Source organism: Pseudomonas sp. S44 (assembly GCF_016624805.1).
Classification (GTDB): Bacteria; Pseudomonadota; Gammaproteobacteria; order Pseudomonadales; family Pseudomonadaceae; genus Aquipseudomonas; species Aquipseudomonas machongensis.
Genome location: NZ_JACVTY010000010.1, coordinates 31,111 through 46,555 on the forward strand (window position 1 = coordinate 31,111; position 15,445 = coordinate 46,555).

Below are 15,445 nucleotides of genomic sequence, written 5' to 3' on the forward strand. Positions count from 1 at the left end.
TGGCGCACTTGGCGATGACCTCGACTTCAATCACTTCGCAACGACCCCGCTGGCGCAGCCTGGCCCTGCTGGCCCTGTGCCTGGCTCCGCTGCTGTGGCCGCTGCATCATCTTGCCGAGCGCTACTACCAGGACCAACTGGCCTCGCAGAACCGCCAGACCCTCGACCTCTATGTCGCCAACCTGCTCGGCACCCTGCACCGCTACGAGACCCTGCCGCAGATCCTCGGTGACCTGCCGGCCCTGCGTGGCGTGCTGGCCGACCCGTTCAGGCTGGAGGCGGTGACCAACGCCAATCGCCTGTTGCGCGAGATCACCCAGCAGACCGGCGCCGAAGTGATGTACCTGATGGACGTCAGCGGCAACACCCTGGCGGCCTCCAACTGGGACAAGCGCGACAGCTTCGTCGGCCGCAACTTCGCCTTCCGCCCGTACTTCATCGAAGCGATGGAAGGGCGGCTGGGCCGCTTCTTCGGCCAGGGCACCACCTCGGCCAAGCGCGGCTACTTCTTCGCAGCCGCGGTGCGTGACGGTGAACGTGTGATCGGCGTGCTGGTGGTCAAGGTCGACCTCGACCACACCGAAACCCTCTGGGGACGCACCCCGGAACAATTGCTGCTGACCGACCAGTACGGCGTGGTGGTGCTCACCTCGCGCCCGGAGTGGCGTTTCCGCGCCACCCGTGTACTGAGCGAAGCAGAACGCAAGGCGATGATCGCCATCCAGCCTTACCCAACCCAGGCCCCGCAACCACTGCGCCTGGAGCCCGAGGCCTGGCTGACCCAGACCCGCGATATCAAGGAGACCGGCTGGCAGGTGAGCATCCTTGCGCCGCGTATCCTGGTCGATCGCTCGGTGCAGACCGTCATGGCCATCGGCGCCGGCGCGTTGCTGGTAACCATGCTCCTGGCCGGGCTGGTGATGCAGCGCCGCCGCCACTACATGGACCGCATCGAACTGGAGGCCCGTGGCCGCCAGGAACTGGAAAACCGCGTGGTGGCGCGCACCGCCGACCTCGAATGGCTGAACAACCGCCTGAAGAACGAAGTGCTGGAGCGCGAGCAGGCACAGCAGGAACTGGTACGCGCCCAGGACGAGCTGGTCCAGGCCGGCAAGCTGTCGGTGCTTGGCACCATGTCGGCGAGCATCAGCCACGAACTCAACCAACCGCTGGCGGCGATCCGCAGCTACGCCGAGAACGCCGAGATCCTGCTCGATCACCAGCGCACCGAGGATGCCCGTGGCAACCTCAAGCTGATCGGCGAACTGACCGGACGCATGGCCTCGATCATCGCCCACCTGCGCGCCTTTGCCCGCCGCGACCGGCATGCCCCGGAAAGCGTGGCCCTGCAACCGGCGCTGGACGATGCCCTGGCCTTGCTGGCCAAGCGCCGTCGGGCGATGGCGGTAGAACTGATCCGCGATCTGCCGGACGCCACCCTGTGGGTCCAGGCCGGTGAAACCCGCCTGCGCCAGGTGCTCGGCAACCTGCTGGCCAACGCCCTTGACGCACTCACCGAAAAAGCCAACCCACGCCGCCTCTGGCTGAGTGCCGAGACGCGCGACGACTGCGTCTACCTGTACATTCGCGACAACGGCCCGGGCTTTACCCGGCAAGCGCTGGAGCATGCCAAGGAACCCTTCTTCACCACCAAGACCCGTACCCAGGGCCTTGGCCTGGGCCTGGCGATCTGCGAAAGCCTGATGCGTGCGCTCGGTGGCGAGCTGCTGATGGGCAACCACCCGGAAGGGGGCGCCCTGCTCACCCTGCAACTGCGCATCGCAGCCCCCGGCGCCAACCTGAAACCTTCGGAGGATTCCTCGGCATGACCGAGACACTGATCGACAGTCAAACCCAGGTCATCCTGGTCGATGACGATCCGCACCTGCGCCAGGCCCTGAGCCAGACCCTGGACCTGGCAGGCCTCAAGGTTGCCGCCCTGGCCGACGCCCAGGGCCTGGCCGAGCGCATCGAGCCCGACTGGCCTGGCGTGGTGGTCAGCGATATCCGCATGCCCGGTATCGACGGCCTGCAACTGCTGGAGCAATTGCACACACGGGACAGCGAACTGCCTGTGTTGCTGATCACCGGCCACGGCGATGTGCCGCTGGCAGTCCAGGCGATGCGTGCCGGGGCCTATGACTTCCTGGAAAAGCCTTTCGCCAGCGATGCCCTGCTCGACAGCGTGCGCCGTGCCCTGGCGCTGCGGCGCCTGGTGCTGGACAACCGCAGCCTGCGCCTGGCCCTGAGCGATCGCCAGCAGTTGTCGACACGGCTGGTCGGTCATTCACCATCGATGCAGCGCCTGCGCGAACAGATCGGCGCCTTGGCAGGCACCCGTGCCGACGTGCTGATCCTCGGCGAAACCGGCGCTGGCAAGGAGGTGGTCGCGCGTGCCCTGCACGACCTGTCGAGCCGCCGCGACGGCCCGTTCGTGGCCATCAACGCCGGCGCCCTGGCCGAGTCAGTGGTCGAGAGCGAGCTGTTCGGCCACGAACCCGGCGCCTTCACCGGCGCGCAGAAGCGCCGTATCGGCAAGTTCGAGTTCGCCAACGGTGGCACGCTGTTCCTCGACGAAATCGAGAGCATGAGCCTGGACGTGCAGGTCAAGCTGCTGCGCCTGCTGCAGGAGCGCGTGGTCGAGCGCCTGGGCGGCAACCAACTGATACCGCTGGACATCCGCGTGATCGCCGCGACCAAGGAAGACCTGCGTCAGTCGGCCGATCAAGGGCGTTTCCGCGCCGACCTCTACTACCGCCTGAACGTCGCACCGCTGCGCATCCCGGCGCTGCGCGAACGCGGTGACGACATCCTGGTGCTGTTCCAGCACTTCGCCGATGCCGCCAGCCAACGTCATGGCCTGGCACCGCATACCCTGCAACCGGCGCAGCGGGCCATGCTGTTGCGTCACGAATGGCCAGGCAACGTACGCGAACTGCAGAACGCGGCAGAGCGCTTCGCCCTTGGCCTGGAGCTGGCCCTGGACGGCCAGGCGCCCTCTGCCACCGACAGCGCCGAACCGGCACGTGTCGGCAACCTCAGCGAGCAGGTCGAGCAGTTCGAGCGTTCGCTGATCGCCGCCGAGCTGAACCAGCCGCACAGCTCCATGCGCAGCCTGGCCGAGGCCCTCGGCATCCCGCGTAAAACGTTGCACGACAAACTGCGCAAGCACGGTCTGAGCTTCGCCGACGGCATCAGCCATGACGATCACGAGGAGCCGCGGCCATGACCACCGACAGCCAGTACCTGCAGGCAGTCCTGCACAGCGATATACCGCTGACACGGGAAATGGGCATGCAAGTCATCGACTGGCGCGAGCAGTGCCTGCGTCTGCAATTGCCGCTGGCGCCCAATGTCAATCACAAGAGCACCATGTTCGGCGGCAGCCTCTACTGCGCCGCCGTACTGGTCGGCTGGGGCTGGCTGCACCTGCGTCTGCGCGAGCTGGGGATTGATGACGGGCATATCGTCATCCAGGAGGGGCAGATCAGCTACCCGTTGCCCGTGACCGGTGTAGCGGTAGCACGCTGCCCGGCACCGGACGAAAAGGCCTGGGAGCGCTTCCTGACGATGTACCAGCGTCGCGGCCGGGCGCGCCTGACCCTGGAGACGGTGGTGAGCAATGCGGGGAGTGAAGAGGCGGCAGTGAGATTCAGCGGGCAGTATGTGCTGCACCGCTGATCAGGCGAGGAGCGAGGCGGCTTCGGTAATTACTGCCCGATAGCCGCTGCAATGACTTTTTGCCGCCATGGCGCCTTGGCCGGCAGCGCCAGGAAGAACGGATTGAGCAGCGACTCCCGCGCCGGGTAGCGGAACGCCTGGCCATCCAGCCCGATCACCTCGCCCCCTGCGCCTTCGACTACCCCTTGCGCCGCCGCGGTGTCCCACTGCGAGGTCGGCGCCAGGCGCGGGTAGAAATCGGCAGCGCCCTCGGCCAGCAGGCAGAACTTCAGCGAGCTGCCGATATTGGCCAGTTCCAACGCGCCAACCTCGGCACCGAGCCCAGCCAGCAAGGCTTCCTGCTCGGGGCTGGTATGGCGGCGGCTGGCAACCACGGTGAAACGGCCATCGGCAGGTGGCGCGTTGCGCACGTGAATCGACCGGGGCTCTGCCTGTGGCTCTGCACGCCATGCTCCCAGATCACGACCACCGAAGTAACAGCGACCATTGGTCGGCATCGACACCACGCCAAACACCACCTCGCCGCGCTCGATCAGGGCAATGTTGACGGTGAATTCCTCGCTGCCGGCGATGAACTCCTTGGTGCCATCAAGCGGATCGACCAGCCACCAACGCGACCAACCCTCGCGGGTGGCCAGCGGAATGTTGCAGTCTTCCTCGGACAACACCGGAATCTGCGGTGCCAGCACCTGCAGGCCGTCGGCGATGATCCGGTGGGCGGCCAGGTCGGCAGCGGTCACCGGCGAGTCATCGGCCTTGTTGGTGACTGCGACGCCAGAGCGCCAGAACGGCAGGATCGCCTCGCCCGCCAGTTGCACCAGTTTCACCACTTCGTGCATCAGTTGCAGGTCGTTCATGCGCTCAGCAGCCCCCGCCGGATCAGCAGGTCACGGGCCAGGTACAACGCTGCCAGCGCTCGCCCTTCGCTGAACTGCGGGTGCATGGCCAGGGCCGAGAGCTCACGCAGGTTGACCTTGTCGACGCGCATCGGCTCGGGCTCGTCGCCTTCCAGGCGCTCTTCGTAAAGGTCAGTGGCCAACACCACCTGGATCTTCTGGCTCATGTAGCCGGGCGACAGTGACAGTTCGGTGAGGTGCTCCAGTTGCCGGGCACCGAAACCGGCTTCTTCCTTGAGCTCACGGTCAGCGGCAGCCAGCACGTCCTCGCCCGGCTCGATCAGGCCCTTGGGCAGCGACAGCTCGTATTCGTCGGTGCCGCCGCAGTACTCCTCGACCAGCACCGCATGCTCGGCGTCGAGCATGGCCACGATCATCACCGCCCCATAACCGTTGCCTCGACCGACCAGGCGCTCGTAGGTGCGCTCGTTGCCATTGGAGAAGCGCAACTGCACCGCTTCGACCCGGAACAGGCGGCTGCTGGCGACGATCTCGCGACTGAGGACAGTGGGTTTCTGGCGCATGGGTGCGGCTCCTTGGCGTGAACGGGTTACTATACCGTGGCTTGCCGACCGATCGAGAATTTCCAATGCCTGTTCTGCCCTGGTCCACCATCGATACCGTCCTGCTGGACATGGACGGCACCCTGCTCGACCTGCACTACGACAACCGCTTCTGGCTCGAACACCTGCCCCAGCGCTACGCCGAGCTGCATGGCGTAAGCCGCGCGATGGCCGAGCTGGAGTTGCGACCGCTGTTCGAGCGCCATGCCGGCACCCTGAACTGGTATTGCCTGGACTTCTGGAGCCGCGAACTGCGCCTGCCGATCCGCGAACTCAAGCGCGAGATCGCCGACCTGATTGCCCTGCGCCCAGACGCCGACACCTTTCTTGCCGCCATCGGCAAGGCTGGCAAGCGCGTGGTGATGATTACCAACGCCCACCGCGACTCACTGTCGCTGAAGCTCGAGAAGGTGCAGCTTGCGCCGTATTTCGAACGGCTGATCAGCTCGCACGACTACGGCTACCCGAAAGAGAGCCCGCAGTTCTGGGATGCCCTGCGCGCCGATATCGGCTTCGAGCCCGCGCGCAGCCTGTTCATCGACGACACCCTGGCGATCCTGCGCAGTGCGCAGCGGTTCGGGGTGAGGCATCTGCTGGCAGTGCGCCAGCCCGATAGCCGGGCGGATGTGCGCGATACGCAGGAATTTGCGGCGGTCGAGGATTACCGGGAGTTGTTGCTGGGGCTTTGAGGGCCTCATCGCGGGACAAGCCCGCGATGAGCGCAACACCGATCCTCAGTCAGGAATGCGCAGCACCTGCCCCGGATAGATCTTGTCCGGATGTGACAACAACGGCTTGTTGGCCTCGAAGATCTTCTGGTATTTGCTGGCATCGCCATACTCGGCCTTGGCGATCGCACTCAGGGTGTAGCCCTTCTTCACCGTGACGAACCGGGCCGCCTGCGCCACCGGCCCGGTGACGGTGATCTGGTCATCCACCGAAGCCACCCCGGCGATGTTGCCTGCCGCCAGGATGATCTTCTCCTTCTCCTCCTGACTCGCCACCTCGCCCTTGAGGATGACCTTGTCACCCTCTACGGTGGCCGAAATGTTCGGATTGCCCAGGCCCACGCTCTCCACGTGCTTCTTCAACTGTTCCTCGGCATTGGCATTGCCGGGGGTCAGCAGATCGATCAACTTCTCGCCGGCTTCCTTCACGAAACTGAACAGGCTCATGACGCGCTCCTTGTTGATGATTCCTCGGAACCTGAGAGTCTAGGCCAGGAATCCTTACCCCGCTCCACTGCGACCAATCGACGCGGTCTATCAGGGCATCGACCCTAGCGATTAGACGCGGCGCGCCCACAAGCCTAGGCTTGTGCAAGTAAAAAGCCGCCGGTGATCCGCCCCGATGAACAGCAAGCCTCCGGTCTGTGCGGCATCAACGCCTCTGTCACTGCCTGCCGCCAGCAACATCTACGACTACGTGCAACTCTCCGACCAGGCGAGCGACAGTACGCCCCTGGCCGAAGAAGTCGCCCTGGCGATCGTCTACAACGGCCTCAACCAGGCGGTGATGCTGGTCAGCCCGACCGATCTGGAAGATTTCGCCGTTGGCTTCAGCATTGGCAGCGGCATCGTCTCCAGCACTGAAGACATCTACGACCTGAAGCTCTCCGGCAGCGGTTCGGCGCTGTATGCCGACCTCGAGATCTCCAGCCGTGCGTTCTGGAACCTCAAGGACCAGCGCCGCCAGTTGGCCGGTACCAGCGGCTGCGGCCTGTGTGGCGTCGAGGCCCTGGAGCAGGCGTTGCCCGAACTCGAGGCTCTGCCCGGCGCGCCCCTGCCGCCGGTGGAATGGCTCAAGGACCTGCGCCAACGCATCGACGCCTTCCAGCCCCTGGGCCAGCACTGCGGCGCTGTTCATGCGGCGCTGTTCATGGACCGCCACGGCGAACTGCTGCTGGGCCGCGAAGACATCGGCCGGCACAACGCCCTCGACAAGCTGATCGGTGCCCTGCTGCGCCAGCGCATCGACACCCACGGCGGCCTGGCCATCGTCACCAGCCGCTGCAGCCTGGAGCTGATCCAGAAAGTCCTGCGTGCCGGCATCCAGACCCTGGTCAGCCTGTCGGCACCGACCGGCCTTGCCCTGCAATGGGCACGCAAGCACAACCTCAACCTCATCCATCTGCCCAAACACAGCGCACCGCGGGTATTCAGCCCAGCGGCGGAGTCGTAAAAGCCGTGACCTCCTTCGAGAAACTTCCAGACAACGCCCCCGCTTCCACCCCACGCTACAAGCCCTACCACGGCCCAGCCGGCGGCTGGGGCGCACTGCGCAGCGTGGCCAAGGCCTGGGTCGGCAGCGACAACGCGCTGAAGAACCTGCGTGCACTTCTCAAGACCAACCAGAACGGCGGCTTCGACTGCCCTGGCTGCGCCTGGGGCGACTCGCCCGAGAGCGGCATGGTCAAGTTCTGCGAGAACGGCGCCAAGGCCGTCAACTGGGAGGCCACCAAGCGTCGCGTCGACGCCGCCTTCTTCGCCCGCTACAGCGTCAGTGCGTTGCTTGAGCAGAGCGATTACTGGCTCGAGTACCAGGGCCGCCTGACCGAGCCGATGGTCTATGACCCGGCCAGCGACCGTTACCAGCCGATTGCCTGGGATGCAGCCTTCGAGCTGATCGCCAGCCACCTCAAGGCGCTGGAGTCACCAGACCAGGCCGAGTTCTATACCTCCGGGCGGGCCAGCAACGAGGCGGCGTACCTGTACCAACTGTTCGTGCGCGCCTTCGGCACCAACAACTTCCCTGACTGCTCGAACATGTGCCACGAGGCCAGCGGCGTGGCCCTGGGGCAGAGCGTCGGCGTCGGCAAGGGCACCGTCACCTACGACGACTTCGAACATGCCGACGCGATCTTCGTCCTGGGCCAGAACCCCGGCACCAACCATCCACGCATGCTCGACCCGCTGCGCGATGCAGTGAAGCGCGGCGCCCAGGTGGTTTGCGTCAATCCGCTCAAGGAGCGCGGCCTGGAGCGCTTCCAGCACCCACAACATCCACTGGAGATGTTGCTCAACAGCGACCGGCCGACCAATACCGCGTTCTTCCGCCCGGCACTGGGTGGCGACATGGCGCTGCTGCGCGGCATGGCCAAGTTCCTGCTGCAGTGGGAGCGTGAGGCTCAAGCCAATGGCGAACCTGCGATCTTCGATCACGTGTTCATCGCCGAGCACGGCCAGGGCGTGAACGAGTACCTGGCGGTGGTCGATGCCACGCCGTGGGAGCAGATCGTCGAACAGTCAGGCCTGACCCTTGACGATATCGAGTTGTCGGCACGCATGTACTGCAAAGGCAAACGCGTGATCATGTGCTGGGCGATGGGGATCACCCAGCACCGCCACTCGGTGCCGACCATCCAGGAAATCGTCAACCTGATGCTGCTGCGCGGCAATATCGGTGTGCCTGGCGCCGGCCTGTGCCCGGTACGCGGCCACAGCAACGTACAGGGCGACCGCACCATGGGCATCAACGAGCGCCCGCCGGTAGCCCTGCTCGATGCCATCGAGAAGCGCTTCGGCTTCCCGGTGCCACGCAGCAACGGTCACAACACGGTCGAGGCGATCCACGCCATGCTCGAAGGCCGGGCCAAGGTGTTCATCGGGCTGGGCGGCAACTTCGCCCAGGCCACCCCGGATACCGAACGCACAGCCCAGGCCCTGCGCAACTGCGCGCTGACCGTGCACATCAGCACCAAGCTCAACCGCAGCCACCTGATCCATGGCCAGCAGGCGTTGATTCTGCCGTGCCTGGGCCGCACCGATATCGACCTGCAGGCCGAAGGCCCGCAGGCGGTCACGGTGGAAGACTCGTTCAGCATGGTCCACGCCTCCAACGGCCAGTTGCGCGCGCTGTCCAAGCAGATGCGCTCGGAACCTGCGGTAGTCGCCGGCATCGCCGCCGCCACCCTGGGCAACCATCCTGTGGACTGGAACTGGGTAGTGGCCGACTATGATCGGATCCGCGACCTGATCGCCGATACCATCCCCGGTTTTGCCGACTTCAACCAGCGCCTGAACCTGCCGGGTGGTTTCTACCTGGGCAACAGCGCCGGCAGCCGCCAGTGGAAGACCGCAAGCGGCCGCGCCAACTTCAAGCCCAACCTGCTGCCCGACACCCTGCTCGACGAGCGCGTACGCGCCAGCGGCCAGGTGCCTGACCTGATCATGCAGTCGATGCGTTCGCACGATCAGTACAACACCACCATCTACGGCCTGGACGACCGCTACCGCGGCGTGCGCGGCCAGCGCGAGGTACTGTTCGCCAACGAGGCCGACATCGTTCGCCTGGGCTTCCAGCCAGGGCAGAAGGTCGACATCGTGTCGTTGTGGGGTGATGAGCATGTGCGTCGGGTGGAGGGTTTCACCCTGCTGGCCTTCGACATTCCGGCGGGGCAGGCAGCCGCCTACTACCCCGAGGTGAATCCGCTGGTTCCGCTGGAGAGCATCGGCGACGGCAGTCACACGCCAACCTCGAAGTTCATCGCCATCAAGCTCGAGGCGGCGCGCGGGAACGGGCGTATCATCTGAAAGGCGCGGACCGTCCTGCGCTGACGGCCGACCAGAAAACAAAAAGCCCCGGCGTAGTAACCGGGGCTTTTTGTTGTCTCAAGTAACCTGAGACCGACAAAAACGAATAAAGTTTCATAGCCAAATCAGCAAGTTAGGAAATTGTGTACAACTCGTGCTACTCGTCGGATTTCCATTGCCAGCCGCTTCGCCGAGCCTCAAATTCCGCCTCGTCATCCCTCTGAGGCTCTCTTGATGAAGAAGTACTCCTCGATTCTGTTGTTGTCTTTTGGTCTGCTCAGCGGCGTTGCCATGGCAGGCGGCACCACCGAGGCCGGCATTGGCGGCGCATTGGGTGGGGTACTGGGCTCGGTGGTCGGCCAGTCCATCGGCGGCAACACCGGCTCGGCCATTGGCGCGGGCCTAGGTGGTGCGGCGGGCAGTGCCGTCGGTGCCGACAAGCGCCAGCGTGGTGAAGCCGCCATTGGTGGTGCCCTGGGCGCGGCGGGCGGTAACGTCGTCGGCCGCCAGGTCGGCGGCAGCACCGGTAGCCTGATCGGCGCAGCCGCAGGTGGCGGTGCCGGCGGTGCGCTCGGCAACTACATGGGCAACAAGGCCGACGAAGACGACCGCCACGACCGCGATCGTGACCGGCGTTACCGCCGTGGCGACGACCGTCGCCATTGGGACAACGGCCATCACTATGGCCATCGCAAGCACAAGCGCCACTGGCGTGACTGATCGGCGTCCATTCACCTACGCCTGATGCCTAAGGCCCCGCCCTCACCCGGCGGGGCCTTTGCATTCCGGCAGGTCGAGGGCTTAAGGGACACCCCGATATGGAGGCAACTAGCCACTAGCTATCATTTCCCACCGCCATCACAACAGGGGACGCAGGGAATGCGCACGAGCCTCGTCAATCCAATACGCCAGCCCGACGCCGGGGAAGCAGAAGGATGACGGACGATACGCGCCCGCCGCACCTCGACCACGCCTGCTTCCAGCGCATCCGACAGCGGGTTTCCCAGGCCACCGGCCTGCAACTGGCTGACGATCGCCAGAACGTGGTCGCCCATCGGCTGCATGCACGCTTGCGGTTACACCGGCTGGCGAGCTTTGAGGCCTACCTCGACCTGATCGATGCACACCCCAGTGAACAGACGCACCTGCTGCACCTGCTCATCGCCCGGGACACCTACTTCTTTCGCGAGCACCGCCACTTCGAACAGTTGCTGCGCTGGCTTCCCACACTCGCTCATCCTGCGCGCCTGTGGAGTGCGGCCTGTGCCAGTGGCGAAGAGGCCTGGAGCCTGGCCATGGTCGCGCAACAAAGCACATCCGCCGGCTGGCAGGTGCTGGCCAGCGACTACGACAGCGCACTGCTGCGACAGGCTGAGGCCGGTGTCTACGACATCGCCCAGGCCCGCTACTTTCCCCATGGCTGGCTGGACCGCCATTGCCTGTGTGGCGCCGACGAAGCAGCCGGTCGTCTACGTATCGCACCGGGCCTGCGCGAACGGATACGCTTCGAGACAATCAACCTGATCAAGCCATTGCCGACCGATCTGGGCGAGTTCGATGTGATCCTGCTACGCAACCTGCTCGCGGGCTTCGACGCGCGATGCAAGGCCGATGTCCTGCTGCGCCTGATGCCTCACCTGCGTCCGGGCGGACTGCTGATGATCGGCCACAGCGAAAGCATCCACGGCCTGGATCTGCCCCTGCGGCCACTACTGCCGTCGGTGTTCGAACGCCTATGATGAATAGCACTGCCGCATCAAACGGCAGACAAGGACTGGTCGCGCCCCCGCGCGGCAGTGCGCTTGTGGATCGAGCAGGCCTGCCGCCCCCCATCCCTTGCGAAACAGGCCTTGACCCATGCCCTGCCGAATCCTGCTTGCCGACGACTCGCCACTTTTCCGCGCCGGCCTGCGCGCCCTGCTCGAACAGAAGAAGGAATATGCCGTGGTCGGAGACACCAACGACGGCATGAGCGCCGTGGCGCTGGCGGAGAAGCTGCGGCCGGAGATCGTCGTGCTCGACATGAACAGCGATGCGCTGGATTGTCAGCAGGTGTTGCAGGAGCTGTTCATCCGGGTTCCGGCCACACGCGTGCTGATGCTCTCGACCCGCTCGGAACTGGAGCATGTGATGAGTTGCCTGCAACTCGGCGCCCAGGGCTTCCTGCTCAAGAGCGCCACCGTCGCAGAATTCGAGCAGGCCTTGCAGACCTTGCGCAGCGGCGGACAGTACCTTTCCTCGACAGTGCTGCCAATGGTCATCGGGCAGGCCCTCAAGCACAGTCGCAAACGTCCGCCCAGCCCCGCACAAGCGCCGCTGACCACGCGTCAGCTGGAAGTCCTGCGCCTGATCGCTCGCGGCGAGAGCACCCGCTCCATCGCCGATGGGCTGGGGCTGAGCATCAAGACCATCGAGGCCCATCGCTCGCAGATCATGCACCGCCTGCAGATCCACGATGTGCCAGGGTTGGTGCTGTTTGCCGTGCGCGAGGGGATCATCCGCCTCAACGATTGAGCGACAGCCCCGCCAGGATCAGTTGCAGGGTTTCCGGCAGCACTGCCGGTTGCCCCGTGCTGCGTTCGATGAACACCTGTACCACAGTGCCCGCCGCACAGGGCTCGACCTCGCCCGGCCGGTACAACGCCAGGCGAAACTCCACTGTGCTGCCAGCAAGCCGCGTTACTCCCAGGCCAACCTCCAGCACATCGGGAAACCCGGGCAAGGCATAGAAATCCGCGGCAGAACTGACCACGAACCCGGCCAGCTCACCGTCGCGCAGGTCCAGCTCGGCCTGCTCGACGAGAAATGCCTGAATGGCCGTCTCGAAGAAGGCATGCACCGTGGAACCGCCAAGGTGGCCGTTGTGGTCGTTGTCCTGTGGACGCGTGAGGATGGGGTGGAAATGAGAAAAGGCGCTGCGTTGGATGGTCTCGGTCATGGGGTATCCAAGGCGGGTGGCAGGAAAGGGGAGCTTCCCACATCTGGTCTGGAAAACCATAGCCGCAAACACAGTGCTCGCTCGCCAGACATGAAAAAGCCGCCCCGAAGGGCGGCTTTTCACTGCGGGCAGTACAGCTTACAGCTGCGGGCCAGCGGCCTTGATGGCGTCGGAAACTTCGAACTTCTTGAAGTTTTCGATGAACAGCTTGGCCAGGCCTTTGGCGGCCTCGTCGTAAGCGGCCTTGTCAGCCCAGGTGGCGCGCGGGTTGAGCAGCTCGGTATCGACGCCTGGAACGGACTTCGGTACGTCCAGGTTGATGATGTCCAGGTGCTCGGTTTCAGCACCGACCAGAGCACCGCTCTGGATCGCGGCGATCACGCCACGGGTGGTCGGGATGCTGAAGCGCTTGCCAACACCGTAGCCACCGCCGGTCCAGCCGGTGTTGACCAGGTAAACCTTGGAGTTGAAGCCGTTGATACGCTTGATCAGCAGCTCGGCGTACTCGCCTGCAGGACGGGCGAAGAACGGCGCGCCGAAGCAGGTGGAGAAGGTCGACTTGATGCCGCCGCCCGAACCCATTTCGGTGGAACCGACCAGCGCGGTATAGCCCGACAGGAAGTGGTAGGCCGCCTGCTCGTTGTTCAGGATCGACACCGGAGGCAGAACGCCGGTCAGGTCGCAGGTCAGGAAGATGACCGCGTTAGGCTCGCCACCCAGGTTGGCTTCGGCGCGCTTGGCGACGTGCTCCAGTGGGTAGGCGGCACGGCTGTTCTGGGTCAGGCTGACATTGGTGTAGTCGGCGTGGCCGGCTTCGTCGATGACGACGTTTTCCAGCACCGCGCCATGCTTGATGGCTTTCCAGATGACCGGCTCGTTCTTCTCGGACAGGTCGATGCACTTGGCGTAGCAACCACCTTCCATGTTGAAGACGACGCCCTCGCCCCAACCGTGCTCGTCGTCACCGATCAGGTAACGGCTTTCGTCGGCGGAGAGGGTGGTCTTGCCGGTGCCGGACAGGCCGAAGAACAGGGTCACATCGCCGTCTTCGCCGATGTTGGCCGCGCAGTGCATCGGCAGCACGTCGACTTCCGGCAGCAGGAAGTTCTGTACCGAGAACATGGCCTTCTTCATTTCGCCGGCGTAGCGCATGCCTGCGATCAGCACTTTCTTCTGGGCGAAGTTGAGGATCACGCAACCATCGGAGTTGGTGCCGTCACGCTCTGGAACGCACTCGAAGTTGGCGACGTTGAGGATCTGCCACTGGTCGCGGCCGGCCGGGTTGAACTGGCCTTTTTCCGGATTGATGAACAGGCAACGGCCGAACAGGTTCTGCCAGGCGGTCTGGGTGGTCATCTTGACCGGCAGGTAGTGCTCGGCTGCGGCACCGACATGAACGTAGGAGACGAAGTGTTCCTGGGCGTTGTTGAACGCCTCGACGCGGTCCCACAGGGCATCGAACTTGTCGGCCGGGAACTTGCGGTTGATCGGGCCCCAGGCGATGGCGGCAGAGGTGCTCGGTTCATCGACGATGAAACGGTCAGCGGGCGAACGGCCAGTACGGTGACCGGTTTCCACGACCAGTGCGCCAGTATCGGCCAGCACGCCTTCACCGCGTTGCAGCGCATGTTTTACCAGCTCGTCGACGGTCAGGTCGGTGTACACGGTGTTGTTGGCTTGCGTCATGAGATACCCCATCCGGCCCGAGGCCGAGTGCTCCAAACGTTTTGTAGTGGCCTGTTTCAAACTACTACAGCGAAAAAAGTGGCCGGATTATGCCAGAAACGCCCAAAAAAAGTAGGCCCCTCCTGTCGTAACTGCGCTTTTACGCAATTAGACAGGAGAATCTCCTGTAGTGAAGCGTTTCAGTGGCGAGTTTCTGACGCCTCGTCCGTGCCACCACCCGCAAACAATTGCGCTACATCGCTGGCATCGAAGAAATACCGCTCGTTGCAGAACTGGCAATCGATCTCGACCTGGCCACCGCATTCCTCCACCAGCGCCTTGGCATCCGCCTCGCCGAGGCTGACCAGGGCGTTGCCGGAACGCTCACGCGAGCAGCTGCAGTGGAAGCGCAGCGGCTCGATGTCGAAGAGGCGTACGGCGTCCTCGTGATAGAGGCGATGCAGCAGGGTTTCGTTGCCTTCGGCCCACTCTTCAGGCTTGAGGGTCTTGGCCATGGCCACCACGTACTGCCAGCTTTCCTCACGTTCTTCCTCGTCACGCTGACGATCGACCGGCAACTGCTGCAGCAGCAGGCCACGGGCCTTGCCGGTCGAGGTATCGAGCCAGAAGCGGGTGTTGAGCTGCTGGGACTGGACGAAGTAGTTGGTGAAGCACTCGGACAGGTTGGCGCCCTCGAGCTCGACGGTGCCCTGGTAGCGCTGGCCCTTGACCGGATCGATGGTCAGCGTGAGGTGACCATCCGGCATCAGGTCGGCCAGGGTCGCGTCAGCCGTGATCTGCTCGGCCTCGTAACGCGCCATGCCGCGGATGTCGCGCTCGCCCGAGCACTCCACCATCAGCAGCGGGATTGGCCCTTCCGAGCGTGCCTGCAGGATCAGCAGGCCATCGAACTTGAGTGCGCCGACCAGCAGCGAAGTAGCAGCCATCAGCTCACCCAGCAGAGCGGCAACCGGCTGCGGATAAGGGTGACGGGCAAGCACTTCGCTGTAGCTCTTGTCGAGCTCGACCCATTCGCCGCGCACATCGCGCTCTTCGAACAGGAAGCGTTGGGTGAAATCGGTATCCGGTAAATCGCTCATGGTTTTGGCTATCTGAAAATTCTGAAAAGAGTGACAAAATGATTACAGGAGCCTACAAAGGCCCGTGGTA

The 15,445-nt window shown here is 64.3% G+C and carries 15 protein-coding genes; 9 read left to right on the forward strand and 6 right to left on the reverse strand.

The window, feature by feature from the left end; all coding sequences use genetic code 11:
- Positions 1–14: 14 nt before the first annotated feature.
- The 3 genes from IAE40_RS10140 to IAE40_RS10150 are packed head-to-tail and all read left to right on the forward strand — an operon-like array spanning position 15 to position 3,681.
- Positions 15–1,829 (forward strand): sensor histidine kinase, encoded by a 1,815-nt coding sequence (locus IAE40_RS10140; RefSeq protein ID WP_054891730.1) that lies wholly within the window; start codon positions 15–17, stop codon positions 1,827–1,829.
- Positions 1,826–3,229, forward strand: a complete 1,404-nt coding sequence (locus tag IAE40_RS10145; RefSeq protein WP_200603115.1) for a sigma-54-dependent transcriptional regulator — start codon at positions 1,826–1,828, stop codon at positions 3,227–3,229. Before IAE40_RS10140 ends, IAE40_RS10145 begins: the two co-directional genes overlap by 4 nt.
- Positions 3,226–3,681 carry a thioesterase domain-containing protein gene (locus IAE40_RS10150; protein ID WP_112897131.1) on the forward strand — a complete coding sequence of 152 codons (456 nt, stop codon included), beginning with the start codon at positions 3,226–3,228 and terminating at the stop codon, positions 3,679–3,681. The genes IAE40_RS10145 and IAE40_RS10150 overlap by 4 nt, the downstream gene beginning before the upstream one ends.
- Positions 3,682–3,710: 29 nt before the next feature.
- On the opposite strand, the gene cysQ is transcribed toward IAE40_RS10150, so the two are convergent.
- Positions 3,711–4,538 (reverse strand): 3'(2'),5'-bisphosphate nucleotidase CysQ, encoded by an 828-nt coding sequence (gene cysQ / locus IAE40_RS10155; protein WP_200603116.1) that lies wholly within the window; start codon positions 4,536–4,538, stop codon positions 3,711–3,713.
- Positions 4,535–5,101: an ADP compounds hydrolase NudE gene (gene nudE, locus IAE40_RS10160; protein WP_200603117.1), complete on the reverse strand. Its 567-nt coding sequence runs from the start codon at positions 5,099–5,101 to the stop codon at positions 4,535–4,537. Before nudE ends, cysQ begins: the two co-directional genes overlap by 4 nt.
- Before the next feature lie 65 nt (positions 5,102–5,166).
- Here nudE and yrfG point away from each other — a divergent pair, with 65 nt between their 5' ends.
- Positions 5,167–5,829, forward strand: a complete 663-nt coding sequence (gene yrfG / locus IAE40_RS10165) for a GMP/IMP nucleotidase (RefSeq protein WP_065864469.1) — start codon at positions 5,167–5,169, stop codon at positions 5,827–5,829.
- A 45-nt stretch (positions 5,830–5,874) separates the two neighbouring features.
- Here the strand turns inward: yrfG and lysM are convergent, their stop codons facing one another.
- Entirely contained in the window at positions 5,875–6,315 is a 441-nt protein-coding gene (gene lysM / locus IAE40_RS10170; protein WP_200603118.1) for a peptidoglycan-binding protein LysM, read from the reverse strand.
- A 175-nt stretch (positions 6,316–6,490) separates the two neighbouring features.
- On the opposite strand from lysM, the gene fdhD reads away from it, so the two are divergent.
- From fdhD to IAE40_RS10195, 5 genes are all read left to right on the forward strand, one after another.
- On the forward strand, positions 6,491–7,321 hold the full coding sequence (gene fdhD, locus IAE40_RS10175; protein ID WP_153772466.1) for a formate dehydrogenase accessory sulfurtransferase FdhD: 831 nt from the start codon (positions 6,491–6,493) through the stop codon (positions 7,319–7,321).
- A 5-nt stretch (positions 7,322–7,326) separates the two neighbouring features.
- Positions 7,327–9,672, forward strand: coding sequence for an FdhF/YdeP family oxidoreductase (locus tag IAE40_RS10180; RefSeq protein WP_200603119.1), 2,346 nt, complete (start codon positions 7,327–7,329; stop codon positions 9,670–9,672).
- Between the two features lie 234 nt (positions 9,673–9,906).
- Positions 9,907–10,392 (forward strand): YMGG-like glycine zipper-containing protein, encoded by a 486-nt coding sequence (locus IAE40_RS10185; RefSeq protein WP_054891683.1) that lies wholly within the window; start codon positions 9,907–9,909, stop codon positions 10,390–10,392.
- A gap of 215 nt (positions 10,393–10,607) precedes the next feature.
- Positions 10,608–11,411 carry a CheR family methyltransferase gene (locus IAE40_RS10190; protein WP_200603120.1) on the forward strand — a complete coding sequence of 268 codons (804 nt, stop codon included), beginning with the start codon at positions 10,608–10,610 and terminating at the stop codon, positions 11,409–11,411.
- A gap of 118 nt (positions 11,412–11,529) precedes the next feature.
- The gene (locus IAE40_RS10195) at positions 11,530–12,186 is read left to right on the forward strand and encodes a response regulator (protein WP_063542230.1); all 657 of its coding nucleotides are present in this window, start codon (positions 11,530–11,532) and stop codon (positions 12,184–12,186) included.
- Here IAE40_RS10195 and IAE40_RS10200 read toward each other — a convergent pair.
- The 3 genes from IAE40_RS10200 to hslO all read right to left on the reverse strand — a co-directional run bounded on the left by IAE40_RS10200 (position 12,176) and on the right by hslO (position 15,375).
- Entirely contained in the window at positions 12,176–12,610 is a 435-nt protein-coding gene (locus IAE40_RS10200; protein WP_063542228.1) for an acyl-CoA thioesterase, read from the reverse strand. The two genes, IAE40_RS10195 and IAE40_RS10200, sit on opposite strands and share 11 nt — an antisense overlap.
- A 138-nt stretch (positions 12,611–12,748) precedes the next feature.
- Entirely contained in the window at positions 12,749–14,296 is a 1,548-nt protein-coding gene (locus IAE40_RS10205; protein ID WP_153772470.1) for a phosphoenolpyruvate carboxykinase, read from the reverse strand.
- 179 nt (positions 14,297–14,475) lie between these two features.
- Entirely contained in the window at positions 14,476–15,375 is a 900-nt protein-coding gene (gene hslO / locus IAE40_RS10210; RefSeq protein WP_153772471.1) for an Hsp33 family molecular chaperone HslO, read from the reverse strand.
- Between the last annotated feature and the right edge of the window lie 70 nt (positions 15,376–15,445).

Bases quoted from the DNA above. Each gene is read 5' to 3' on its own strand.
- IAE40_RS10140 (WP_054891730.1), top strand. From the start codon at position 15: ATGACCTCGACTTCAATCACTTCGCAACGACCCCGCTGGCGCAGCCTG.
- IAE40_RS10145 (WP_200603115.1), top strand. From the start codon at position 1,826: ATGACCGAGACACTGATCGACAGTCAAACCCAGGTCATCCTGGTCGAT.
- IAE40_RS10150 (WP_112897131.1), top strand. From the start codon at position 3,226: ATGACCACCGACAGCCAGTACCTGCAGGCAGTCCTGCACAGCGATATA.
- cysQ (WP_200603116.1), bottom strand. From the start codon at position 4,538: ATGAACGACCTGCAACTGATGCACGAAGTGGTGAAACTGGTGCAACTG.
- nudE (WP_200603117.1), bottom strand. From the start codon at position 5,101: ATGCGCCAGAAACCCACTGTCCTCAGTCGCGAGATCGTCGCCAGCAGC.
- yrfG (WP_065864469.1), top strand. From the start codon at position 5,167: ATGCCTGTTCTGCCCTGGTCCACCATCGATACCGTCCTGCTGGACATG.
- lysM (WP_200603118.1), bottom strand. From the start codon at position 6,315: ATGAGCCTGTTCAGTTTCGTGAAGGAAGCCGGCGAGAAGTTGATCGAT.
- fdhD (WP_153772466.1), top strand. From the start codon at position 6,491: ATGAACAGCAAGCCTCCGGTCTGTGCGGCATCAACGCCTCTGTCACTG.
- IAE40_RS10185 (WP_054891683.1), top strand. From the start codon at position 9,907: ATGAAGAAGTACTCCTCGATTCTGTTGTTGTCTTTTGGTCTGCTCAGC.
- IAE40_RS10190 (WP_200603120.1), top strand. From the start codon at position 10,608: ATGACGGACGATACGCGCCCGCCGCACCTCGACCACGCCTGCTTCCAG.
- IAE40_RS10195 (WP_063542230.1), top strand. From the start codon at position 11,530: ATGCCCTGCCGAATCCTGCTTGCCGACGACTCGCCACTTTTCCGCGCC.
- IAE40_RS10200 (WP_063542228.1), bottom strand. From the start codon at position 12,610: ATGACCGAGACCATCCAACGCAGCGCCTTTTCTCATTTCCACCCCATC.
- IAE40_RS10205 (WP_153772470.1), bottom strand. From the start codon at position 14,296: ATGACGCAAGCCAACAACACCGTGTACACCGACCTGACCGTCGACGAG.
- hslO (WP_153772471.1), bottom strand. From the start codon at position 15,375: ATGAGCGATTTACCGGATACCGATTTCACCCAACGCTTCCTGTTCGAA.